Origin of the sequence: Thermobifida halotolerans, from assembly GCF_003574835.2 — a bacterium.
Lineage (GTDB): Bacteria > Actinomycetota > Actinomycetes > Streptosporangiales > Streptosporangiaceae > Thermobifida > Thermobifida halotolerans.
In genome coordinates this window covers 18,377-41,799 of record NZ_CP063197.1, presented here as the reverse complement: position 1 = coordinate 41,799, position 23,423 = coordinate 18,377, and the positions used below count along the sequence as shown (strand labels likewise).

Below are 23,423 nucleotides of genomic sequence, written 5' to 3'. Positions count from 1 at the left end.
ACCACCAAGCAGACGACCGCACCGCTGCCAGGAGTCGGAGCGCCCGGTAACCGTGTGCCAGCCAGTTCGCTGTAGGGCTGTCTTGCTCCCGTTTTCTCGCCTCCCCATGTTGTCGGCCTGCCCCGGCCGGTGTCTCGCGGGCGTATCCGGCGCAAGCAGAAGCTTTGCGGGGGTGTGCGCGGGTCTGACACAATCCCCTCTGCTCCTCCGATTGAGCGGAGGTATCTCTGCGAGATACGGCGGCCTGGCGGCCGCCGGAGACGGTACGGGAGGAGGGCGGCCGGTGTCGCGGGTGACCAAGCTCGGCTCCTCTCCCGAAGCCGTCAACTACCGGCTGTCGCAGACGTGCGGGCAGGACCACGCCCGCGCCCAGGACGTGGTCATCGACTACCGGTTGCGCGGCAGAGGCCGGCACGGCATCGAGCGCGTTGGCCGCGGCTGGGCCGAGTTCGGCCACCTGGCGGGCACCACGCTGGACTCCGCCGCCGAGGTGGAGGAGGTCCGCCAGATCATGGCCGGACGCCACCCCGGTACCGGCGAGGTGCTGGTCAGACCGAAGGTGGCGGTGCATCCCAACGCCCGCCTGGCCGCCCGGCTCCTGATCGAGGCCGTCCATGCGGTCGCCCGCCAGCAGCACACCACGCCCGCGGGGCTGCTGGCCGCTGCAGAGGCTGCGGCCAAGCGATTCGCTCGCCTGGAACGCGCGCTGCTGCGCCGGGGCGAGACCCACCGCGCCCCCGTCAGCGACCTGGAGCAGGTGGCCCAGGCCTCCGGAATCCGCCTGGAGCAGGTGTATGCGGAAAAGGAGTTGGCCTTCGCCCGCGGACATGCCGAGCAGCGCATCCGGGTCGGCAACCAGGGCTATGACGTGACGATCACCCGTCCCCGTTCGATCGACGTGCTGCGCGCTTTGGCCCCTGACACGGTGGCTGAGCGGATGGACGAGTTGTTCATGGAGTCGGTGCGCCAGGCCGCGGACGTGATGGAGGAGTGGTGCGGCTACGCCCTGGCGGGCCACCACGGCGACGGCCGCCGGGCCCGCCGCGTGCCCACCACCGGGTGGGCCGCCACCATCACCTGGCACCGCACCACCCGTCCCATTGACGGCACGCCCGGAGATCCGCACCTGCACGCCCACATCATGGTGCCCAACCTCGTCAAGGGCGCCGACGGCAGGTGGCGCACCGTCGCCTCCGGGGGGCGGGATCTGTTCCGCCACGTCGCGGCGGTCAGCGAGTACGCGCTCGCGCTGCACCGACGCAAACTCAGCGCCGAGTACGGGCTGCGCTGGGAGTACCATGCCGCCACGCGCCAATGGGAGATCGCCGGAGTCCCCGCCGGGCTTCGCCGCTCCCAGCAGGTCGACGCCGCCGTCGGCGCCGGTGCCTCCGCGTCCGCGCGCCGGGCCGCAGGGCGACGCACCGCGGGGGCGAAGATCGACACTACTCCTGAGCAGGAGCAAGAGTTCTGGTATCGGCGTGCCCTGGCATCCGGGTGGGTGCCCGAGCACGTGGTGCGTTCCGTGTTGGGCTATGAGCCGCCCCCCCAGCGGGCTGGGCGGCGGGGCGCGACCGCCGCGGCAGCCCGATCCCGACCAGGTCGCCGCCCGGGTATGGGACGACGAGACCGGGATGGTGGCCGGAGACAAGACCGCCAGCCGCGCCCAGGTGCTGGCACGCGTGGCCGCGGCCTGCCCTGACGGCCTGGCCGACCAGGCCGAGTTGGAGCAGTTGACCTCCACGGTCCTGGCCGACGCCCACGCGGTGGCCCTGCCCGCGACAGGCCAGTCCCCCATGTCGCATGCCGACCGCTACACCTCCCACTCCATCGTGGAGGCCGAACGCACCGTCACCGCCTCGGCCACCGCCCGCCTGGATCAAGACGCGGCCCGCGTGCCCGCTCCGGTCGTCGAGGAGGCGTTCGCCGCGTTCACCGCCGAGCGCGGTTTCCCCCTCTCCGCCGAGCAGGAGGCGGTGGTGCGCCGCCTGCTGACCGCCGGGCACGGCATCGAGGCCGTCATCGGCGTGGCGGGCAGCGGCAAGACCACGGTGATGGATGCCGCCCGCCGCGCCTGGCAGGCCGCCGGACTGACTGTGAAAGGCGCCTCCACCGCGGCGGTGGCGGCGGCGAAGCTGCGTGCCGAGGCCCGCATCGACTCGGCCACCCTCGCCGCCTGGCAGCAGCGCATCGCCTGCGGTGACGGCTTGGCGGGCGTGGACGTGCTGATCGTGGACGAGGCGGCCATGGTCGACGACCGTGCGCTGGCCGTGCTGGTCGCCGAGGCCGAACGCACCGGCACCAAACTCGTGGCCATCGGCGACCCCCAGCAGTTGCGTGCGGTGGGCGTGGGGGGCGCGTTCGCCCGCGTCCACGACCTGGTCGGCGGACTGGCCTTGGCGGAGAACCGCCGACAGCGCGACGCCGTGGAACGCTCAGCGCTGCGGGTGTGGCGCGACGGGCACCGGGCCACCACCCTGGCGGTGTGGGGAGCCACCGGCCACGTCCACGCCACCGCCGACCTGCACGACGCCTACGCGCAGATGGTCGCCGCCTGGTGGAGCGACTGGTCGGCCCATCCTGATCCCCACGAGGGCATCGAGCAGGCCCTCATGCTGGCCGCCACCAACACCGACGTCGACCAGCTCAACGCCCGCGCCCGCGTCATCGCCCGCACCGACGGCCGCCTCACCGGCCCCGACACGGCCTTCGCCCTGGCAGGCGGAGACCGTCTGGAGTTGGCCGCGGGCGATGTGGTGCGCGTCCGCAGAAACGACTACCGCGACGACGTGGACGTGCTCAACGGCTACCGCGGTGTGGTGCGCACCGTGGACGCCCGCCGAGGAGCGTTGATCGAGTGGCGTCAGAACGACGCCCGGCCCTCGCAGGCCTGGATCAGCCCCGACCAGCTCGCCCAAGGGCACCTGGTGCACGGCTACGCCCTGACCATCGCCGCCGCCCAGGGGTTGACCAGCTCCACCTGCCACGTGCTGGGCCTGGGTGCGGACGCGCACGCGCTGTATCCGGCGATGTCGCGGGTCAAGGCCCGCAGCGACCTGTACCTGCCCGCCGCCGAACTGGAGCCCGAGGACGTCCAGCTCCGTCTCGGCCAAGCCCGTACGCCTCGCGAACAGTTGGATCGGGTACTCGCCGCCTACGCGCGCACCCTCACCGACGCCGACGAGGGCATGGTCACCGACGCACTCGACGGCGCCCGCCGCCCCGCCCCCATCTTCCCTGTCCCGACGCTGAGTCCGGCGCAGGCCCGCGCCGGGCAGGGACCGACCATGCGCGAGGCCGCGCCCCGCATCCAAGCCCTGCACGAGCAGGCCGCGGCCGCCGAACTCCGCGCCGAGCAGTTGCACCGCGAACTGGTCGAGTTGAACGTCCGCGCCCAGCACCGCCGGTGGGGCCGCCGCTCGGCCCAGCAGCGCCTGGACCAGGTGCACGCCGGGCTGGACCAGGCCCGCGCCCAGCACCGCCAGGCCCTGGCCGAGGCCCAGCGCCTGCACGAGGAAGCGGTGACCGCCGACGTGGTGATCGCCCAGCACTCCTCCCGAACCGTCCCCGCGCCGCCGCCCGCAGACCACCCTCCGGCCGACCGCTCCCCTGCCCGGCCATCCCCCGCCCCGTCCGCGTCTTCGGGGAACGCGCCGGGCGTGGCGCGGCCACGTCCCGCACCGCGTCCGTGAGCGCACGCTCTGCGCGGCGGCCACACCGGTGGCCAGAAGGCCAGCCCGCTTCTGGCCACCAGTGTGGCCGAAGGCGTTGGCCGATCACTGTCGTGGACAGTCACTGATCGGTGCGGTTGGCCGAAGATCTGGCCGCGCACCGGCCACAAGAAAGGCCGGAGTTGGCCGCGGCAGGGGCGGCCACGTGGCCGCCCGAACCCTTCCTGCCGCCTCTGGCCCTCCGTGAAGCGGTGGGAGGGCCCGCACCGGTGGAGGGGAGGTCGGCCAGATCACTGGCCGGAGGCCGCCCCTGCCTCCACACGGTCGCGGTTCTCCCGTTCGAGCACGGCCATGGCCTGGGTACGGTGACGGCGCGCGGTGCGCGGCGCCATGCCCAACCGCTCGGCGACGAAGGCGTCAATCTCCTGCATCGGTCCCTTGACCAGGTCGGGGTTGCTCCTCAGCAGTTCCACCACCTCGCGGAGCCGCTCTGAGCGGTGAGGACTGCTGACCACGGTAAGTGCCGGACTCTTCTGCCCCTCACCAGCCTGGCCGTCGTGGCTGGCGGCCGTCCGGCCGCCGGTGTCTGCCTCCTGCTCTTTCGGTTGGCCAGCGGCCGGGCCGACCGGGGGAGTGCTCGACCGGCCAGCAGCGGCTGTTGCGGCCACCTGGCCGTCGGGACTGTGGCCGTCGTGGCCGTCGGCCATCCGGCCATCGGTGTCCGTCTCGCGCTCCTTCGGTTGGCCGACAGTCCGGCCATCGACAGCGGCAACTGTGGCCGGGTGGCTGGTGGCCAGGTGGCCGTCGGTGTCTGTCCCCTGTCCTTTCGGTTGGCCAGCGGCCGGGCCGACCGGGGGAGTGCTCGACCGGCCAGCAGCGGCTGTTGCGGCCACCTGGCCGGAGCGGCGCAGGCGGGCCGCCTCGGTGCGCGAGCGCGGCACCGAGGGGGTCAGTTCCTTCACCAACTCATAGGACTGCTTCAGATCGTGGCCGTTGTCGAGCATCCACAACAGGTTGCTCGGGGTCTGGCGTCTCCACTTCCGGCCGTACTGCTGCTTGAGCATCGCGTAGGCCAGACAGCGCTGCCGGTCCATCTCCACGGCCTCGTCGTAGGAGCGAATGTTCCAGCCCCACATCAGCCGCATGATCCGGGTCGCGCTGGCCGGACGGGTCACCCAGTGTCCCAGCGGAATCCGGTCGCTGACCGGTTGACTGCGGTGCAGTCCGGACATGGACCGCACCCAGATCGCCAGACCCTCGCTGATGAGGATGACCCCCAGCGGCGGAGCCACGTGCGCCAGCCAGCCCTCGCCCTGCTCAGCACTGCTGACGTTGAGCACGAGTGTCAGCATGGCCAGCATGTAGGCGACCCACCGGTAGTAGGGGTGGCGGATGCGCCGCCACTCCGTCCACAGGTCCAAGGCCATGAAGTACACGATCAGGCCGTCCAGCACCAGCGGGAAGAGGAATCTCAGGTCGCCGCCGTTGACGAAGGTCAGCGGGGTGGACCTCAGCCAGCCAGCGACCTTGTACAGGGAGGCGTAGCTCATCGCGAACGCCACCGTGACGAATAGCAGCGCCGCAGCCAGCACCACCACGACACCGAACCAGTCACTGCGTGACAGGCCCGGACCGCTATGAGTTGCCTTCTCCTCGGCCTCACTTCGCATAGGGGGGACTCCTCCACCGAAGGACGCCAACCACCCCGGCGTCCTTCGCATCGACCACAGGACGTTCAAACGCCCCCAGTCTGCCCGCCGCCCCTCCGCCATCGCATCCCACGGTCACGGATCGCTCACCCGAGAATCCGAGTGGGCTGCCCGCGCTGTGGGGGCGGCTGAAGCGCTGTGCGCAGTCGCCGCTCCGGCCCCGTCCACAGCCAGCCGTTCTGACGGCCGCTCAGGTTGAGAGGGCGCCTCGCAGTCAGGGCATGCCTCCGGCAGACCACTGCTTTTTCCTAAACAACACGTGTGGTTTAGGATTGTCACATGGTGCGTGGAGCAGGGGCGCCGCTCGATCCGGTGCGACTCAGGGCAGTGCGGGAGGCGGCAGGGTTGAGCCAGGCCAGTCTGGCCGAGCGGGTGGGCACCACCCGCCGCCAGGTCATCGCCTACGAGCACGGCCGCGAACGCCCGGAGGTGACCAGGCTGGCCGCTCTGGCCGCGGCGATCGGCTGCGGCGTGGCCGACCTGGTGGCCGAGGGAGCGCTCCCCGAAGGCATGGCGGGCCTGCGCGTGCGCGCGGGACTGACCGTACACGCCGCGGCCGCGGCGATCCGCGAGCGACTGGAAGAGGACATCGCCTGCTCGCGGCCGGTACTGGCAGCAGCCGAGCGCGGCGTGCTCCCGGCGAGCTGGCGACCGCCTGCGGCCCGCGCAGCGGTGATCGACGCCATGAGCACGGCCTACGCCGCCGAGAAGACCGAGGTCAGCGCAGCCTGGGAGACCACCTTCGCCCGCCCCGGCTCGGCAACGGAAGAAGCCCCCAACCGAAGGGACAAGGACCCCCATTGACCGAGAAACCCGAGGAGCGCACGGAGGGCCTGATCACGCTGCAGGAGTGGGCCGAGCGGTGCGGCTACAGCTACAACTACGTGCTCAACATCATGCCCCGCCACTATCCCGACTTCCCCGAACCTCGGGTGCGCCGGAAGGGGGACGTCGGCAGGGGCGGAGGTTCGGGCAACAACCTGTACGACCCGGCCGAGTTGGAGAAGTTCCGGCCCCGCCGCCCCGACCCGGTGGAACTGCCCGACGAGGACCTGGTCAAGCAGGTGACCCTGGGAGGCTTCGCCGCGCTCATCGGCGTTGCTTCCAAAAGCGTTACCCAGATCAAGGACGACCGCCCGGACACGCTGCCGCCCACTGTCGACGGCCAGCGCCAGTGGTACTGGGGCGCCCGCTACCACGTGCGCGACCTGCTGCTGATGTGGAACAGCCGCCCTGGAAGAGGAACAGGGTCGGACAAGCGCCGCCCGCCCCTTCCCTGGCAGCGGACAGGTACCGAACCTGGCCACTAACTCACACCCGGGGTGTTTCAGGCGGATTCCTGCCACCTGAAACACCCCGGGAACTTTGATCCGCTCCTTCGCGAGAACGCAGTGATCTCCGATCAGATGGGTAATGAATAGAGTGAAGGAGCGGGGATGGCCCCCAAGGTTGGCGAAACCGCGGAAGTCTACTGCCGCAAGTGCAACCAGAAGGCGAAGCACTGCGTTTGCTGCCGCAAGTGCAACGCCCACCCCTGCCAGTGCAACAAGAAGAAGTAGTCACCACTAGGACAACTGAACAGTGACGAGGCTCCACAGGATCGTTTCGGAGCCACGCGCGGCGGGACCCTCGCGCGCTGGGTCGGGCGCCACAGGCGGGAAACCGTCGGGCAGGCCAAGCCCGCCCGATTGGGACGGCGAGTGTAATCGACGCCCGCCCCAGCGCGCCCCGCCGCCCGCAGCACCACCGCAACGATCCTGCGAACCCTCTCCCGTATGCCGGATCGTTACCAAAAAAGCGGGAGAGTACGCAGGTATCTTTCGTTAGGATCGGCGCGGTTTGCTGCGTTTGGGGCGGTGAAGGAGGGCTGCGCGGTGGCGATGGTGACCGTGCTGGGCCCGGATGCCGCCCAGGTGGACTACCGCCTGTCCCCGCAGTGCGGTCACGACCACGCCCGGGCTGCGGACGCGGCGCTGACCTACCGGCTGGCGCAGCAGGCCGGTGCGCGCCCCATCGAACGTGTCGGCGCGGGCTGGCAGGAATTCGGCGCAGAGGCGGGCACGGTCCTGGTCGACGAGGACGACATCGACCAGGTACGCACCGTCATGGCTGGACGCTCTCCGCAGACGGGCCGGTGGCTGGTCAAACCCAAGTTGGCCGTGGTCTCCGCGGCGAAGCTTCCCGCCCGCCCCCTGGTGGAGGCGATCCGTGCCGCGGCCGACGTCCAGGGCGTCGACGCGGCGGCGCTGATCGACGGCCCCCAACTCGTCAAACGCTACGGTCGACTGGAGCGGGGGCTGCGGCGTGACGGGGAGGCCCACCGCGCGCCCGTCGCGGACCTGGAGGCCGTGGCCGAGGCCGCTGGAATCGACCTCGAAGACGTCTACGAACCACAGGAGTTGGCCGCCGCCCGCAAACACGCCGACGAGCGGGTGCGTGTCGGCAACCGCGGCTATGACGTCACCTTCGACATTCCCAAGTCGGTGAGCGTGCTGTGGGGACTGGCCGATGCCGCCACCGCGGCCCGGATCGAGGAGTTGTACCTGCAGACCGTCCGCGATTCGGTCGCGGCGCTGGAGTCGTGGACCGGCTATGTGATGAGCGGCCACCACGGGGACGGCCGCACCGCCCAGCGGCTGGACACCAGCGGCCTGGTCGGCACGATCACGTTGCACCGCACCGCCCGCCCGGTCGCCGGGCAAGTTGGGGATCCGCACCTGCACGCCCACGTCATGATCGCCAACCTCGCGCGTGGCTCCGACGGCAAGTGGCGCACCATCGCCGCAGGCGGACGCGACCTGCACCGCCACGTCGCGGCCGTGGGCCAGTATGCTCGCGCCCGGCTGCGTCAACTGCTCACCGCCGAGTTCGGCGTGTCCTGGGAACGCAATCCCGACAGCGGACGGTGGGAACTCTCCGGCATCGACGAGCAGGTGCGGCGCCTGTACTCCCGGCGTGCCCGGCAGATCACCGAGGAGGTCGGGGAGTGCGCCAGTGCCGAGGTCAGCAGAGTCGCGGCGCGACGCACCGCCGGAGCCAAGATCGATCTGTCTCCCGAACAGGAGCGTGCCGCCTGGCGTCAACGCGCACACGAGGCGGGTCTCTCCCCTGAGGCCTTGGTCGCCGACGTACTGGGACGCATGCCTCCGGGGGGCGCTCCGGCCGTGGGGCCCTCCGGCCCGCCGCACCGCCCCGACCTCGACGCTGTGGCCGCGGCGGTGTGGGATCCGGAGACCGGGGTGACCGCCCAGACCAAGGTGGTCACCAGGGCGAAGGTCATGGCCGCCGTCGCCGACGCCCTCGGCCCTGGACTGGGCGGAATCGACGAGTTGGAGGCGCTGACCGAGGCGGTGCTGGCCCACCCCTACGCGGTGCGACTGCCTGATGCGGGACCGTCCCACATGGCGCACGCCGACCGCTACACCTCCGCTGAGGTCGTGGGTGCCGAGCAGACCATCACCCGCTCGGCCCAGGCCCGTCTGAACGCGGGCGCGGCCATGGCCGACCGCGGACTCGCCGCGCGCGCCCTGCACGACTGGCAGCAGCACAAGGGCTTCACCCTCTCCACAGAGCAGACCCGCGTGGTGGAGCGCCTGGTCGGTTCAGGCCACGGCGTCGATGCCGTGGTCGGCGTGGCCGGGGCGGGCAAGACCACCGTTATGAGCGCGGCCCGCGCGGTGTGGGAGGCGGCCGGGTACCGGGTGGAGGGCGCGGCCGTGGCCGCGGTGGCCGCCGCCGGGCTGCGTGCCGAGGCCGGCCTCTCCTCGGCCACCCTGGCCGCGTGGATGCGCCGCATCGATGACGGGCCCGGTCTGGACGGGGTGGACGTGCTCGTCATCGACGAGGCCGCCATGGTGGCCGACCGCGACCTGGCCCGCTTGGTCGCCGAGGCCGAACGCACCGGCACCAAACTCGTGGGGATCGGAGATCCGCTGCAACTGCGGTCGATCGGCGTGGGCGGTGCGTTCGGCCGCGTGCACGAGCTCGTCGACGGCTTGGTGCTCACCGAGAACCGCCGTCAGCGCGGACAAGTGGACCGGGCCGCGCTGGCCGCGTGGCGCGACGGCGCCCGCCGTACCGCCCTGGCGTTGTGGGGCGAGCACGGCATGATCCACGCTCCCGCCGACGCCGATGCCGCGCACGCGCAGATGGCCGCTGCCTGGTGGGCCGACCGCCAGCGCCACACCGACCCGCACGACGCGGTCGAGCAACTGCTCATGCTCGCCGCCACCAACAGCGACGCAGCCGCGCTCAACGCCCATGCCCGCGCTCTCGCCCGCGCCCGGGGCCTGCTCACCGGAGCGGACGTCACCTACCGCCTGCGCGGCGGAGAACACCTGTCCCTGGCCGCGGGGGATCAGGTGCGGTTGCGCCGCAACGACTACCGTTCTCGCCACAGCAGCGACCCCGACGTGCTCAACGGCTACCGCGGGGTGGTGACCGCCGTGGACGCCCGCCGGGGGGCACTGGTGGAGTGGCGGCACAACGGCACGGTCACCTCGGCCTGGATCAGCCCCGCCCAGATCGCCCGTGGTGACCTGGTGCACGGCTATGCGATCACCATCGCCGCCGCCCAAGGCCTGACCGCTGACCGCTGTCACGTCTACGGCCTGGGCGCTGATGCCCACAGCCTCTACCCCGCCATGTCCCGCGCGCGGGTGCGCACCGACCTGTACCTTCCCGCCTGCGAACTCGGATCCGAGCAGGTCCGGTTGCGTCTCGGTGAGGCCAGCACCGCCGAGGAAGCCCTGCACCGAGTCATCACCGCCTACGCCACCACCCTCACCGACACCCCTGACAGCCTGGTCCTCGACGAAATCGCGGATAACCGGGGCCTGACCCACCGCACCGCGCCCACTCCCACGCCGTCTCCGCTCAGCCTGGAAGACATCCGCGCCGGGCGAGGCCCCGCCGCCCAGGCCGCGGCCGAAGAGGTTGCCGCGCTGCGCCAGCAGGCCACCGAACTGGAGGCCGCTCTTTCGCACCTGCGCACACAGGCCCGAGAAGCCGTCGCCCGCGCCCAGGCCGGACGGATGCGACTGCTGCTGCAGGGCACCACTCCGGACGCGGCCCGAGAAGCGGCCGAGGCCGCTCAGACAGCGCTGTCGAACACCTTGGACAACCTCCACCAGACCCGCCGCCACGCCGAGGCCCTGTGGCAGCAGGCCTTGGACGCCGACCTACGCGACCACCAGGACGTCCGCCAACACGAACAGCGTGAGCGCGAACTGGTCGCCTTGGAGCCCCTGGCCCTGGCCCACGACCTGACCCGCGCCGACCTTGCCCGCCTGGACAAGACCCAGTTGCAGGAGTTGCGGCGCCAGCACAGCCTCCAAACCGCCGACCTGGCTTCTCAACCGGCACCACGCACTGCTTCCCGGCAATCCTCCGGCGCCCCCCGCCCCGCCCACGGCGTGCCTCGGTCTCCCACGTCCTACCCCCTCCCTCCGCCGTCGGCAGTCCGTCGCCCCCACGGACCCCGCTGACTTTCAAGGACGACTGCTCCCTCAACGGCGACTTACCGGTTCCGGCCACGATCGAGGAGGGCTGCCATTCATATTGAGTCACCTCTCATCTTTACGTCGTAAAGCCAAGGGAATCAAAAATTCCTCAGAATAGGGATACGCCGCTATCAGGAGACAGGAGGGCTGCCATCCATGTCTAGCGCCGGAGTCAAAGAGTCGCCAAGGAGACCGATGACAATCTGCCCGGCGTAGAAAGTGTCAGGGCATTGGCCGATGAGTTCACGGCGCAGGCCACCGGCCAGGATCATGGCCAGTGCGGCTTGGTGGGAGTCGAGGTAGGAGCGCAGTTGGTGGAAATAAGTCTCCAGTCCAGCTGCGGCATCGATGAGTGTGCTGCGATCGGGATGGCCGTCTTCCCAGACGGCGGTGATGGTCTGGCGCACGTCCTCGAATCCGGAGGCGACCTTCTCGGGGGACCAGTGGGCAGCGACTTCGGCGAGTCTGCGGGCCTGTAATTCCACTGAGGGGAACTCGCTTTCCTCCAACGGAGGGTAGGTCCACTTCGAGTCCTCGGCAGAGGGCGCGGTCGACGGTTGGGCGACGCGAGGTGGAGAAGGAGGTGTTGGAGGGGCGGGGCGCTGCTGCCGGATCTGCGACAGCGTGGTGGTCATCGGATTCATGTCCAAGACCGTGTAGAACAGGGTCCTGGTCAGTGCAGAAAGACCGAAGTTGGCATCTTCCTCGAAGGTCTTGACCTCCTCGCCTGGGTTGTCGAGGAGGGTTTTGGCTCGGTCCTCGAAGCGGTTGACGCCGTGGGTGGTCATGTTCTCCTGCGGTGCCGAGGGGTGACGCTTGGATGCCGTTGCGGCGCTGCTGGCCGCCGACCAAGCGCAGAAATACATATCCCCCAGGCAACGTGAGCGCGCGAGCCTGACAGCCGCCTCTTCAAGTCGAGGTCGGTGGTCACCGGGAACCGCTGGCAGGTGATGCTGGGTCAGCTTGTAATCGAAGTAGCGCACGGTCTCCGCAGCGATCACCTCAACGGCGAGTTCCTCAAGGGCCTGGTAGCGTTCATGGTCCTTCAGAGCACGGGCCAGGCGCTGGGTTAGTTCCTTGTCCAAGCGCTTGGCGGCCAAGGAGGCATCCGACCCGAAGGGCACGTAGAACACCGTCTTGAACGGCCAGTAGCGGCCAGCTGGTCGAGCAGCGGGCAAGTTGTCCAGATTCCCTTCGGCCTGGGCGTAGGCCTCTTGAAAAGTCGCCGGTTCCCACACCAGGGAATCCAGCGGAGTCCCCGGGTGGATCGCCAGTACTCCGAGGTTGTGCAACTCGTTCAGAGCCTCAAAGTCCTCGACGTGGGGCACCAGGGCACGGTCGGTCAAGCGGGCCTGGGCGCAGACCAGTCCGCCCTTGGCCGCATAACGCAGTACGGCCAGGGCGGTGAGCTCCTGATACAGGCTCAGCGGCGGGACTTGCTCCTCAGGACGCCACCGCAAGGGGTAGGTCTCATAGGCCGCTTCGCGACGGTTGTGAAGCCATTCCTGCTTAGCCGAAGCGACTCTCTGAAGAGCCAATTGACGCTCTTGGTGCTGCTGACGCCGGGCCCGGCGTTTGGGGTCCGACAGTTTCTCGGCTTCCTCCAGTAGCACGGGACGGCAGTCCACACAGTCATGCTCGTGGGCACCATCAAGGACCTCCTGAAGAGTGCTGCGGGAGGCTAAAGAGAGTTCACCGCCGCACGCGGCACAGGAGAAGCCTTTAAGCACCGCACGGCTCACGGCAGCAGCCAGGACGTGAAGACGGCGTCCCCACCCGGCGGTGTCAATGTCACGGACCAAGCATCCCCACTGGGGGTAGGCACCGCTCTCGTCCACCCCGTCAAAAGACCAGTATCTGCGAGCGATGTCGACGAGTTGGTCATCAGCACCGTCGAAGAAGCGAAGCTCCAAGTCCAGTTCCAAATCGCTGGTGCTCTTCGCGTCCTCAGACGTCATCTTGGTCTCTCCTTCGGCGAAATGGGCGCCTTCCGTTCGTCGGGCGTGGCTGTGAGTGGGAGCCCACCTCTTGAAGTACGCCTTAAGCGGGAGAACCGTAACGAATACGGGCGCGTTCTGTCTGGCTTTTACGACGGCACGGTCAGCCACACGGCTCTGAGGGAGGTCAGGGACGTGCGAGGTTGACGCAACGGGCGTAGTGGAGTTGGGCGGCAACCGTGACGTTGCCCAGCGGGCCACCGCGGTTCTTGGCCACCCGGATGTCGAGTTCGCCCTGGCGCGGCGTCTCGGGATCATCGGCGCCGGGATTGTGAATCATCAGGGCGATGTTGGCGTCCTGTTCCACTGCGCCGGATTCGCGGAAGTCGCTGAGCCGGGGCATGCCGTCGTCGCGTTTGGCAGCCTCACGGTTGACTTGGGCCAGCAGCAGCACAGGAACTTTCATCTCGCGGGCCAGCAATTTCAGGGAGCGGGTGGTCTCAGCGATCTGCTGTTCGCGGGTGTCGGCGGCTGCGTGCGTGATCAACTGCAAATAGTCGATCACCACCAGGCCTGCCGGGGTGCCGGCCCGCGCCAGGGCGCTGACCCGGCCGCGGATCCGCGCCAGCGTGCAGTGCGGATCATGGTCGATGGTGATCGGCAGCTCGTGGCGGTGCACCAGGTGGCGCTCCACCCGTGCCCACTCTTCCGCGTTCAGGGGGGCCTCGGGATCGGTGATCTTACCCAGAGGCACCTGGGTTTCGGCTGCCAGGATCTTGTGGCCCAACTCCTGGTCGGTCATCTCCAGATTCACAAACAGCACGTGGTGGCCTGCTCGGGCGGCGTGCCGGGTGAGGTCCAGGGCGATGGTGGTCTTGCCGTGCCCGGGACGTCCTCCGACCACCACCAACTGGCCCGGACGCAGCCCTCCCCCCAGCAGGTGGGCCAGATCGACATACGGTAGCGGCACCAGGCCTTCTTCTTCGGCAGTGGCCCCCATGCGGTCGACCAGGTCGGGCAGCAGATCGGCATAGGTGGTCACCATAGGATCATCGTCGCCGAGGCGAGCAGCACGCTGCCACAACCGCTCACCGCGGGTCACCAGGTCATCAGCCTCACCCTGGCCGGTGTAGCCAAGCTGGGCGATCCCGAGTCCGGCCTCCACCAGACGCCGCAGTTGTGCTTTCTCTGCGACGATGCGTGCGTAGTAGGTGGTGTTGGCGGTGGTGGGCACCGTCTCGATCAACGTGTGCAGATACGGCGCACCTCCCACCCGCATCGCCTCGCCTCGCCTCACCAGTTCGGCGTGCACGGTGATGGCGTCCAACGCCTGGCCCTGATCGCTCATCTGCGTGGCCACGTTTAGGATCACCTGGTGGGCAGGCCGGTAGAAATCGGCCGCCTCCACAATCTCCAGCACCTCATGCAACACGTCCGGGTTGAGCAGCACCCCGCCCAGCACCGCCTGCTCGGCGGTGATGTCGTGCGGCAGTGCCCGCTCCTCCAACGCAGGCTCCAACTGGCCGGTCATACTGGAGTCCTCCTCTGTCAATCCGCAGGGGAACAGGGGTGGTGGGCACGGGTTGCGAGCCAGGAGGCCCCCCCTTTTTGCTTTTCCGCCGGGTCCAGGAGTCAGGTCGAGGCCGGAGCCAACCACTCGACCAGGTCGGGTCGGTTCTCTGGGCCCTGCTTGGCCAAGGTTCGCTTGGCGGTCTCGGTCTCTCCGGAGCGGATCTCGACCTGGCAGGCCCCACATGGCACCGGCACGTAGTGGTGGGAGCACATCACCAACCGCCGCGGCCGCTTCGATCCCCCTGAACGGCCCTCAGAGCCACGCTGACGGCGTATCTCGGCCAACCGCGCCTCCAGGTCCTCCGCAGCGAATCCAGCGACGTAGCGGCTCATTGACGCGATCCTGATGTTCTTTTTGAAGGCGTGCTCCCGAACCAGCGTGATCACCTGGTCGGCCTCCTCCTCAGAAGCCCCCGTGCGCTCCATCACCACCTGAACCGCCCCTCGGCCCCGCCGTCTCGCGGACGAAGTCTCTTCCTCCTCCTCTGCGGGGCGCTTCGGAGGCGGGGACGCGCCCACGCCCCCTGAAGAGGATGAGTCTGATGGATGTACTGAGGGATTAGGGGTCAGATTGAGCCCGCCATAGGGAGGGGTCAGATTGAGCCCGGGGGTGGGCTCAGATTGATCCATCCGCAGGTCAGCCCTGGGCTCAGATTGATCCATCCGCAGGTCAGAGGGGTTTTCGTCTGAGGGTTTCGAGGGCTCTTCTGAGTCGAAAGTCAGAGCCTCGACGAGGTTGTCGTCGTACTCCTTGGGAGCTCGACGCATCGACTCCAGCAGCGACAGGTTGATGCGGGTGAGGTTGGGGATCGACTCGCCGGTGCGGGGATCGACGCGCCGTTTGGTCGCGAGGAGGTTCTTGGCCTTGAGGGCAGACCGGACCCGCTTGACGGTGCTGGTGGAAGCGCCGGTGTCGTCGGCGATACGGTCCACACCGGCCCAGACGTAGCCGTGGGGGTCGGTGTAGTTGCAGTAGGCGAGGAGAACCACCTTCTCGCTGTGGTTCAGGCCCTCCGCCTGGAACACCAGGTTCATGTGCTGGATCGTCACCGCACACCTCCGACCAGCGAAGAAGGAGAGTGGGCGGGGACATGCTGTGCCATGTCGGCACACACGGGTAGACTCATCACTGTCTTTCGTTGTTGGGTAGACGCGAAGACTCTCAGGGCCGGGAGGTGGCACTCCCGGCCTTTTCTTTGTCTGGGAACTGTAGCGTCACGGGGCGCTATGGGCTCCTGACAGCGCGACTGTGCCGCCGGGCAACTGGAGTCACACAGGAGCCCACGAGAGAGCCCCGGCGTGGACGCGCCGGGGCTCTCTCGTCAGGATTCGTCCTCCCACTCGTATTCCAGGGTCCACTGGTGGGCGGGCAACGCCATCACCGTCACCTCCACCGGTCGGTCCTGGGCCGTGTACGCCACACGTTCGATCGCCAGGACACGCTGGTCGTCGGTCAGCTTCAGGAAGTCCCCTTCCGCTTCGGACGGGGACCGGGTGGTGACCCGCTCGCGCCACCGCGTCACCACGTGTCCCTGCTCGGCCAGGCGGGCATAGGTGCCGCCGGGACCGACATCGGGCTGCGTGATCCGGGTCCCTGTTGCGATCTCCCACGGGATGTAGCTCGTGGCGAGCTGCACGGGAGTGTCGTCGGCGTACATGCGGCGATCCCGGATTGCAGTTACCGGATCGGGGTCGGTCAGGCCCAGCGCCTCTGCTACCTGCGGGGGAGGAGTGACCGGGCCCACCTGCACCAGGTTGGAGCGAGGCGTGTGGCCCAGACGCGAAACCTCGGACGCGAAGGCGCCGCCCTGCTGTTCCCGCACCGTGCGCCGGTGTCGTTCCACGGCGCGCCGTACAAGGGGGGCGATCTCGTGTACCACGGTGCCTCGTCCTCTCTCTGCGCGTACCAACCCTTCGGACTGGAGCACTTGAAGTGCGCGGTTGACCACGGGGGTAGAGACAGCGTGCTCGGACGCCAGGCTCGCGTTCGAAGGCAGCACCGACCCTCGTGCGTACTCGCCTGACCGGATCTTTTCCCTGATCGCGTCCGCGATCTCTCGATAGCGCGTCATGCCTCTCCTTCTAACCGTGCGGAACTATTTGTATCACCACACTTGACATAGTATCAAACAGCAAACATAGTATGTCTTGCGTGGCGGGGAGCTAGCAGCTCCTTACGCACAACGGCCTCGGCGGGGTGCCGCCCGCCGAGGCCTGAATCCGGACCTACCTGGAAGGAGAACATCCGGATGTCTTCCAGTATGACGCTGCCTGGGGCAACTCGTGGTCAGCGCGGCTTGCTGGCGGTGATGGATCGGGACGAACTGATCGCGCTGCTGTACGGCCCGGTGGCCGAGGCCGACGAGCAGGTCGCGATCGAGATGGTGGCCGCGGAGGCCGGGGTGGACGCGGCCCTGCTGGTCGGTGCGACGGGTGAGGCGACCAGCCCGACCCGTAACGGCCAGGCGGTGGCGCGCGTCGGCGCCGACGGCGAGGACGAGTGGGGTGAGCCCGGCGAGGAGGAGCTGGCCGCGATCGAGGCCGAGCTGGAGCCGGAGGGCGCCGTTCCTGCCGACGGCCAGGGCGACTTCGCGGTCCGGTACTGGGCTGATGTGGCCGAGGTGCTGGACCTGGACGCGGAGCAGGTGGATGCGCTGCTGGCCGCTTCGGATCCGCGTCAGGCCGTGGCGGCCGCGCTGCTGGAGCGGCGGATGGCCGCCTCCTGCGAGGTCACCACGGGGGTGGCCGCGTGATCCGCATCGTGTCCTCTCGCCGGTGGCGGGAGTTGGGTGAGACGGCGCGCACCCATGTGGATGCGGCGATCCGGTTGCAGGAGGAGGTCAACCTGCTGGGTCGGCGGTCGGCCGAGCGGGTGACCGAGGCCCGGGCGGAGGCGGTTGAGCACGCCCGCACCGTCGCCCGGCTGGAGTCGCGGATCCGGGAGTTGGATCGGATCGTGGCGGTGCAGGCGGAGCGGCTGCGGCGGCGCCGTCAGGCCCACCGCGACACCGAGGCCGAGTTGGAGCGGGAGCGGGCGCGGTGAGCCGGACGGTGGTGCGGCGCGTGGTGTTGGCCGCCGTGCTGGTGGTGGCCGGGGCCGCGGGTCTGGTGCGGCTGGTGTGGGAGGTGGAGGCCGCAGGCATGGTGGCGCTGGTCGCTTTCCTGGTCGCGCTCGCGGCGGGTGAGAGCGAACCGGGCTGCGGTGAGGGCTGCTGTGTGTCTTGTGCCCCGCAGGACGTGGAGGCCGGGCGGTGAGGGCGCGGTTCTTCGACCCCGATGGGTCCCGGTATGGCCTGCCGACCTATCCCTACGGCTGGGCGCGGGTCTGGGATGCGGATCTGGCCACGCGGGCGCAGTTGCGGGAGTTGGGGTTGCGGCCGGGCGGTCAGGAGCCGGTGGCGCAGTTGATGTGGCGCTCGCGCCGCGCGGCCCATTCCGGCGGGGTGCGCATCGCGTGGTTGTACCGGATCAGCCGGGCGCTGCCGGTCCGTGAGATGACTGCGGCGCGGCGGGCGGCGGTGGAGGCGGCGCTGCGCGCGCGGCGCACCTGCCGGGCCTGCCGGACCGAACACGACTACTGCCTGCCCACCAGTTTGCAGGGCTGCTGCCCCCCATGTTTTGAGGCCGCCCAGGCTGCGGAGATCGCGGCGGTCTGGGCCGAGGAGACCACCGCCGCGTGAGGCGAGGGAGGACGACGAGATGACGGAGACGGAGATGACGAGGGCGGCGGCGCCGCAGCGGTTGGTGCTGGCCTTGGGCGGGGCGCTGACGGTGCTGTCCATGGCGTGGACCGCGTGGAGTGTGGTGGATCTGGTGGGGCGGGCTGCGCCCACCCCGGTGGCGTGCGCGGTGGCTGTGGCGCTGGAGTTGGCCTGGGTGGCGCTGGTGGCGCTGGAGTGGCAGCAGGTCCACCGCACCGGGCGTACCCCGCGGGGTCTGGCGGCGGCCGGGTGGGGCACCGCGGCCGTGGTGGTGGGCGTGCTGGCGCTGCACGGGTGGATGTCCCACTGGAGCCTCATCCCCCTGGCGCTGATGCCGCTGGGCGCCAAGGCCTTGTGGCACTGGGCACTCGCCAGCATGGCCGAGGAGGTGCGGGAGCGCCGGGCCGCCGCGCAGCGGGCCGCGGCCGAGACGCGGGCCGCCGCGGAGGAGGCTGCGCGGCGTGTGGCCGAGTTGGACACCGGGTTGACCGAGGCCCAGCAGGCGGAGTTGGCCGCGCTGCGCCGCCAGGCCGCCTACGCCCGTGCCCGTGCCGAGGCGGAGGCGGAGGTGCGGTTGGCCGAGGCCGAGGTCGAGGTGCGGTTGGCCGAGGCGGAGGCCGAGGCGCAGCGGCGGCGCGAGGAGATCAGCCACACCCTGCAGCGGGAGGCCATGCTGCGCTCGACCGACCTGCGGATGGCCGAGGACCAGGCGGACATGGAGATTCTGGTCCGCCGCGCCCGGCTGGAGCGGCAGTTGCGGCTGGCCCGCCCGGTGCTGGGGCTGACCACCGGCAGCCCCGCCCCCGCTGCCGACGCCGACGTCGACCAGGAGCAGGCCGAGCCCGGGAAGCGTCGCCCGGATCTGGACGATCCGACGGCTGTGGACGCGGCGTGGGCGGACATCGCCCGCCGCCTGGACGACGACGGCGAGGGCGGGGTGGCGGTGGGGGGTGGCACCCCTGACACCCCGCCTGCCACCCCGGCTGAGCTGGGCGAGGACCCGCTGGAGGCACGGGGAGGGGGTGGCACCCCTGGCAGTGGCCCTGCCACCGGGGCTGACCTGGACCGGGACCGGTCGCAGGACGGTGTGGGGGGTGGCACCCGGCAGCGGGTGTGGCAGGCGATCCGCCGCTACGGCCCGGCGGTGTCCACGCGGGCTGTCGCCGAGGAACTCGGGGTGTCGCGCACCACGGTGCGCACCCACCGCGAGGCCCTGGCCCGCCAGGGCTACCCCGTCTACGACGCCGACCGCTGACCCCTCCGAACGATCTGCTGTGGGGCCGCCGAGTGCGGCCCCGCGGTGGTTCGCCCCGCCCCCGGCGGGTGCGCACACTCCCTCAACCCCTCGTGTGAGGGGGTGTGCGCACTACTCCGGGGTTGCGGCGCGGCCGGTGCCGCGCGACCTCGTGTGTCCGCGCGCCAGGCCCGCCCGACCCGCCCGTTCACCTGTTGTGACCTGCAAGAGAGGAGATGCGTGATGGCCGAGACGCCGACAGTGCGTGAGGAGGAGGTGACCGAAATGACCGAGGTGGTCGACGAGCGCTCCGCCCCCGAGTCGGAGGAGACGCCGCCCACTCCGCCCGCCGGCGCCCCGACCTCCACTACGGAGGAGGCCGGGGAGGGGCCGCGGGGTGGGATGAGTACCGGCCAGTGGGTGGCCGCGGGCGCGTCGGCGGTGGCGACCGCTGCGGCGGGTCTGTACCAGGTGGGCGGGGTGTGGGGCCTGGCCGCCGGAGGCGCGGTGACCGCCGCGGGGGGCGTGGGCTATCTGGCGGTGCGCGCCCGCCGACGCGGCGGGCTGCGGTTCGGTGGCGCCCGGCCCGCCGGACGCGGCGCTGGCGGACGGTCCGGCCCACTGGGTGGTGGGCGGGGCCTGCTGGGTGGCCCTGGTGGGCGCCGCCCCGGCCGCGGTGCTGTTGGCGGGGGTGGTGCCAGTGGGGGGCGGGGGACGTCCCGGTCGCCGTCAGCGGTCCGCTCCCTGGGCCTGGGACCGGTTGCCGGATCGCGTGGGGGCCGTGCCTCGGCGGGCGGGCGTGCCGCAGGCGGAGGCCGGTCCGGTGCTGCGGGCCGCACCGGTGCCGGTGGCAGTCGGTGGGGTGGTGCGCGCCCCACCAGCGGCCCCCGTGCTTCCGGGGGCCGTGGCCCAAGAACCCGCAGTGGTGGTGGGGCCGGTGGCCGGTCGGGGCGCGTGTCGAGGCCGATGCGCGCGGCGCGGCGGGCCTGGAGCGCGGCCGCTCCGCACGCTGCCCGTGCGGCGAAGGCGGCGGGCCGTGCTGCTGGAGCGGCCTCCCGGGGTGCGGCCGCGGGCAGTCGCCGCGCCGCACGGGCCGCTGACCGCGCTTTGGGGCACCGCCCCTCGAAGTCCTGGCGGGCGGCTCGCCGGGCGGGGCGTGGCCTGCGCAAACGGGCGCGGGCGGCCGCGCGGGCCTGGCGCGACCACGGCGGCAACCAGAAGGTCGCTGCCGCGTTGGGGGCTCTGGTCGGTCTGGTGGCGTGGCTGCGCGGCCTGTGGCCCCGGTCCCGCCCCGAGGCCGCCGAGGAGTCGCCGAAGGCCACAACATCCGCCACCGAGACGGCTTCGTCCCCCACGGCCGAGGCCGAGGACACCGGGGCGGCCGCCCCGGCTGGCGACAGCAGCGCGGACCCGAGTGGGGCCGCGCCCAGCCCATCCGTACCCACTGCGACGAGGAGTGTGTCTGTGTCTGTGAATCCGCTGGTGGCCGCGACCGCTGAACTGCAGGCGGCGGTGACCTCCTATGTGCCCGAGGACATGTGGGAGGTGCGCCAGGAGATCCGTCAGCTGCCGGAGATCGCCGAGAACGTGGCGTTGGCGTTTCGCACCTATGTGCAGCGCCTCAACGACAACTACCCGATCGATTCGCGGGTGACCGAGGCGATGTTCCACGTGTTCCAGGGGTTCGGGCAGGTCGCCGAAGCCGCCCGAGACGTCGCGCCGCTGTTCGAGAACCTGCACGCCGAGGAGATCCGCCGCAAGGACGCGCCGCGTCCCAACGAGGCCGCCTGGAACGTCTAACCCCCCTTGGCCTGCGTCGAGAAGAGAGAGGAGAGGTGAGGTGGGTACCCGCCGCACCCGTAGCAGCCGTAGCAGCGGCACTGCCTCCCCGGTGGGTGGTGCTACTGCGGACACGGCGGTGGCGGCCCTCGGTTTGGCCGCCGCCGCCACCACCAGCCACGTGCTGGACGTCGCTCCGCTGTGGGGCGCGGCCGCGGGCGTGGCCGGAGCCGCCACATCGGTGGCGGTGGGCGCCCACCAGCAGACCACCCCCAGCGGCCAGATGCTGCGCATCGGCCGCTGGGCCGCCTCCGGCACGTGGCTGACCTGGTGTCTGGCCACCACCCCGTGGGACCTCAACACCCTGTTGGCCCTGGCCGTGGGGGCGGGCATCAGCAGCGGACTGACCCCGCTGCTGGCCCCCCGCGCCCCCCGTGCTTCTGCGACCGGTCGCGGGGGCGGGCTGGTGCTGCGCGCGACCTCCCAGTTGGAGCGGGAGTGGGAGACGCGTCTGGCCCGCATCACCCGCCGCAGCGGCTACCAGGTCACCCACACCGAGCACTGGGACACCGGCGCCGGCTACACCCTGACCGTGGAATTGCCCTCGGGCATGACCCGCCGCGCCCTGGTGCCCTACCTGGACGCCCTGGCCGCTGACGCGCGCCTGATGGAGGGTTGCGGCGTGGAGGCCGCCCCCGCCCGATATCGGGGCACGGTGCGGCTGCTGGTGTCCACGGTCAACCGCATGGCCCACACCATCGACTACCCGGCCGATTTCGCGCCGCGCTCGATCCTGGACCCCATCACGTTGGGCGAGCACCGCGACTCCTCCCCCGCCCAGGCGCGCTGGCGCGAGCACTCCGCGCTCGTCGCCGGGCAGAAAGGCTCGGGCAAGACCACGCTTTTGAATGTGGCCACCGCCGAAGTGGGCCGCTGCACCGACGCGTTGTGCTGGCACATCGACCTGACCGGCGGCGGTCTGAGCCGGGCGTGGCTGGATCCGTGGCTGCGCGGGGAGACCGAACGTCCCGCCCTGGACTGGGCGGTGTGCACGCCCGAGGACGCCGCCGCCCTGGTCGCCGCCGCTCTCAACATCAGCACCGGCCGCAAAGCCTCGGCGTTTGAGAAGAAGATGGCCGCCGACACCTCGCTGCTGCCCATCGGAGCCGATCTGCCCGAAATCGTCACCTTCGTGGACGAGGGCAAGACCTTGTTGGCCCCCACCACCAAGGGCGTGCTCGGCCAGATCCGCAAAGGGTTGGAGCAGTTGCAAGACATCGCCCGCGACAGCGCGGTCAACCCCGTGCTGTCCACCCTGCGCGCCACCGCCGACACCCTGTCCCCCGGCATCAAGAAGCAGGCCGTGTGCCGCGTGGCGATGGCCGGATCCGACGACGAGGAGATCGCCTACCTCATGGGCTGGAAGAACCTGAGCGTGGAGGATTTGGCCGGTCCCGGCACCGGCTTCCTCTCCGACGGCGGCCCGGCCCGCCCGTTCCGGGCCTATCAGCTCACCCCCCGCCGCATCGCCGAACTGGCCCGCACCATCGCCCAGCGCCGCCCCGAACTCGACCGGGCGTCCCAACAGCATGCGGGCGAGGCCTACGCCCGGCGCTACCAGCGCATGCGCCAAACCTTCGGTGGCATGCGCGAAACCATCACCCTCACCCCGCCCCAGCCCGCAGGCGACGGTGGGGCCGGGGTGGCGCGGCCGCGGCTGCGCCTGGTCGAGGCCAGCTCCGACAACTGGCTCGACGACCCCACCGACATCGAGGAGGTGCCTGCCACCACATCCGAACCCGTTCCCGGCCCCGCCCGCCCGGGTGCGGACCCGACCGCCTGGCTGCTGCCGGGCGAGACCCCCACCACCACCGACGACGTACAGGGCGAGGATCTGCTGGAGCGCGCCATCGCCGTCCTGGACACCGCAGGCGATGACCGCATGCATTCGGAAGACCTGGCCACCGCACTCGGCATGACCACCGAGGAACTAGCCGCGGCTCTGCGTGAGCACGGCGTGCGGCCGCTGCCCGAGGCGTTCAAACGCGGCGGGCAGCGCTGCTGCGGCTACGCCCGCACCGACCTACACGCCGCTACCCAGCGTCACAGCAACGTCGGTGCCTGACCCCGCGCAGGGGGCACACACCCCGCCCCGGCGCAGGCACACACCGGTACACAGGCCGGGTGTGTGCCCCCGTGACCGTCCCACAGGGGTACACATCCCGCCCGCCTGCCCAAACAGGGGGTGTGGCCCCCCTCGCACGGGAGGGGAACCCGGCCCCAGAACCCCTGTCCCCCAGGGAGGGTGACCCCCGTGGGACG

At 70.6% G+C, this 23,423-nt stretch carries 17 protein-coding genes; 12 read left to right on the top strand and 5 right to left on the bottom strand.

Annotated elements, in window-relative coordinates; translation table 11 throughout:
* Positions 1-283: 283 nt before the first annotated feature.
* Positions 284-1,699, top strand: coding sequence for a relaxase domain-containing protein (locus tag NI17_RS24265; protein WP_068693657.1), 1,416 nt, complete (start codon positions 284-286; stop codon positions 1,697-1,699).
* Positions 1,632-3,689 carry an AAA family ATPase gene (locus NI17_RS24260; RefSeq protein WP_341721530.1) on the top strand — a complete coding sequence of 686 codons (2,058 nt, stop codon included), beginning with the start codon at positions 1,632-1,634 and terminating at the stop codon, positions 3,687-3,689. The genes NI17_RS24265 and NI17_RS24260 overlap by 68 nt, the downstream gene beginning before the upstream one ends.
* 269 nt (positions 3,690-3,958) lie before the next feature.
* Here NI17_RS24260 and NI17_RS24255 read toward each other — a convergent pair whose 3' ends face one another.
* Positions 3,959-5,338, bottom strand: coding sequence for a DUF2637 domain-containing protein (locus NI17_RS24255; protein ID WP_068693653.1), 1,380 nt, complete (start codon positions 5,336-5,338; stop codon positions 3,959-3,961).
* A gap of 318 nt (positions 5,339-5,656) precedes the next feature.
* On the opposite strand from NI17_RS24255, the gene NI17_RS24250 reads away from it, so the two are divergent.
* From NI17_RS24250 to mobF, 3 genes are all read left to right on the top strand, one after another.
* Entirely contained in the window at positions 5,657-6,181 is a 525-nt protein-coding gene (locus tag NI17_RS24250) for a helix-turn-helix transcriptional regulator (protein WP_084012831.1), read from the top strand.
* Positions 6,178-6,687 (top strand): hypothetical protein, encoded by a 510-nt coding sequence (locus tag NI17_RS24245; RefSeq protein ID WP_068693649.1) that lies wholly within the window; start codon positions 6,178-6,180, stop codon positions 6,685-6,687. The genes NI17_RS24250 and NI17_RS24245 overlap by 4 nt, the downstream gene beginning before the upstream one ends.
* A gap of 570 nt (positions 6,688-7,257) precedes the next feature.
* Positions 7,258-10,863: a MobF family relaxase gene (gene mobF / locus NI17_RS24240; RefSeq protein WP_234402124.1), complete on the top strand. Its 3,606-nt coding sequence runs from the start codon at positions 7,258-7,260 to the stop codon at positions 10,861-10,863.
* Positions 10,864-11,009: 146 nt separating this feature from the next.
* On the opposite strand, the gene NI17_RS24235 is transcribed toward mobF, so the two are convergent.
* From NI17_RS24235 to NI17_RS24220, 4 genes are all read right to left on the bottom strand, one after another.
* A complete protein-coding gene (locus NI17_RS24235) occupies positions 11,010-12,836 on the bottom strand; it encodes a hypothetical protein (RefSeq protein ID WP_068693645.1) in 1,827 nt (608 codons plus the stop codon).
* Positions 12,837-13,002: 166 nt separating this feature from the next.
* A complete protein-coding gene (locus NI17_RS24230) occupies positions 13,003-14,346 on the bottom strand; it encodes a replicative DNA helicase (RefSeq protein WP_068693643.1) in 1,344 nt (447 codons plus the stop codon).
* A 101-nt stretch (positions 14,347-14,447) separates the two neighbouring features.
* Positions 14,448-15,437 (bottom strand): helix-turn-helix domain-containing protein, encoded by a 990-nt coding sequence (locus NI17_RS24225; protein ID WP_068693641.1) that lies wholly within the window; start codon positions 15,435-15,437, stop codon positions 14,448-14,450.
* A 272-nt stretch (positions 15,438-15,709) separates the two neighbouring features.
* The gene (locus tag NI17_RS24220; RefSeq protein ID WP_068693639.1) at positions 15,710-16,459 is read right to left on the bottom strand and encodes a GntR family transcriptional regulator; all 750 of its coding nucleotides are present in this window, start codon (positions 16,457-16,459) and stop codon (positions 15,710-15,712) included.
* 177 nt (positions 16,460-16,636) lie between these two features.
* Here NI17_RS24220 and NI17_RS24215 point away from each other — a divergent pair, with 177 nt between their 5' ends.
* The 7 genes from NI17_RS24215 (at position 16,637) to NI17_RS24185 (ending at position 23,226) form a co-directional block, all read left to right on the top strand.
* Positions 16,637-17,140 carry a hypothetical protein gene (locus NI17_RS24215; protein ID WP_147417026.1) on the top strand — a complete coding sequence of 168 codons (504 nt, stop codon included), beginning with the start codon at positions 16,637-16,639 and terminating at the stop codon, positions 17,138-17,140.
* Positions 17,137-17,430, top strand: coding sequence for a hypothetical protein (locus tag NI17_RS24210; protein WP_068693635.1), 294 nt, complete (start codon positions 17,137-17,139; stop codon positions 17,428-17,430). Before NI17_RS24215 ends, NI17_RS24210 begins: the two co-directional genes overlap by 4 nt.
* Positions 17,427-17,642 (top strand): hypothetical protein, encoded by a 216-nt coding sequence (locus NI17_RS24205; protein WP_068693633.1) that lies wholly within the window; start codon positions 17,427-17,429, stop codon positions 17,640-17,642. Before NI17_RS24210 ends, NI17_RS24205 begins: the two co-directional genes overlap by 4 nt.
* Positions 17,639-18,067, top strand: a complete 429-nt coding sequence (locus tag NI17_RS24200; protein ID WP_119268221.1) for an RRQRL motif-containing zinc-binding protein — start codon at positions 17,639-17,641, stop codon at positions 18,065-18,067. Before NI17_RS24205 ends, NI17_RS24200 begins: the two co-directional genes overlap by 4 nt.
* Positions 18,068-18,086: 19 nt before the next feature.
* Positions 18,087-19,343, top strand: coding sequence for an HTH domain-containing protein (locus NI17_RS24195; RefSeq protein ID WP_119268220.1), 1,257 nt, complete (start codon positions 18,087-18,089; stop codon positions 19,341-19,343).
* Positions 19,344-20,786: 1,443 nt separating this feature from the next.
* Positions 20,787-21,122 carry a hypothetical protein gene (locus NI17_RS24190; RefSeq protein WP_147417036.1) on the top strand — a complete coding sequence of 112 codons (336 nt, stop codon included), beginning with the start codon at positions 20,787-20,789 and terminating at the stop codon, positions 21,120-21,122.
* A 118-nt stretch (positions 21,123-21,240) separates the two neighbouring features.
* Positions 21,241-23,226: a hypothetical protein gene (locus NI17_RS24185; protein WP_119268237.1), complete on the top strand. Its 1,986-nt coding sequence runs from the start codon at positions 21,241-21,243 to the stop codon at positions 23,224-23,226.
* Positions 23,227-23,423: the final 197 nt, after the last annotated feature.

Bases quoted from the DNA above. Each gene is read 5' to 3' on its own strand.
- NI17_RS24260 (WP_341721530.1), top strand. From the start codon at position 1,632: ATGGTGGCCGGAGACAAGACCGCCAGCCGCGCCCAGGTGCTGGCACGC.
- NI17_RS24255 (WP_068693653.1), bottom strand. From the start codon at position 5,338: ATGCGAAGTGAGGCCGAGGAGAAGGCAACTCATAGCGGTCCGGGCCTG.
- NI17_RS24250 (WP_084012831.1), top strand. From the start codon at position 5,657: ATGGTGCGTGGAGCAGGGGCGCCGCTCGATCCGGTGCGACTCAGGGCA.
- mobF (WP_234402124.1), top strand. From the start codon at position 7,258: ATGGTGACCGTGCTGGGCCCGGATGCCGCCCAGGTGGACTACCGCCTG.
- NI17_RS24235 (WP_068693645.1), bottom strand. From the start codon at position 12,836: ATGACGTCTGAGGACGCGAAGAGCACCAGCGATTTGGAACTGGACTTG.
- NI17_RS24230 (WP_068693643.1), bottom strand. From the start codon at position 14,346: ATGACCGGCCAGTTGGAGCCTGCGTTGGAGGAGCGGGCACTGCCGCAC.
- NI17_RS24220 (WP_068693639.1), bottom strand. From the start codon at position 16,459: ATGACGCGCTATCGAGAGATCGCGGACGCGATCAGGGAAAAGATCCGG.
- NI17_RS24215 (WP_147417026.1), top strand. From the start codon at position 16,637: ATGTCTTCCAGTATGACGCTGCCTGGGGCAACTCGTGGTCAGCGCGGC.
- NI17_RS24195 (WP_119268220.1), top strand. From the start codon at position 18,087: ATGACGGAGACGGAGATGACGAGGGCGGCGGCGCCGCAGCGGTTGGTG.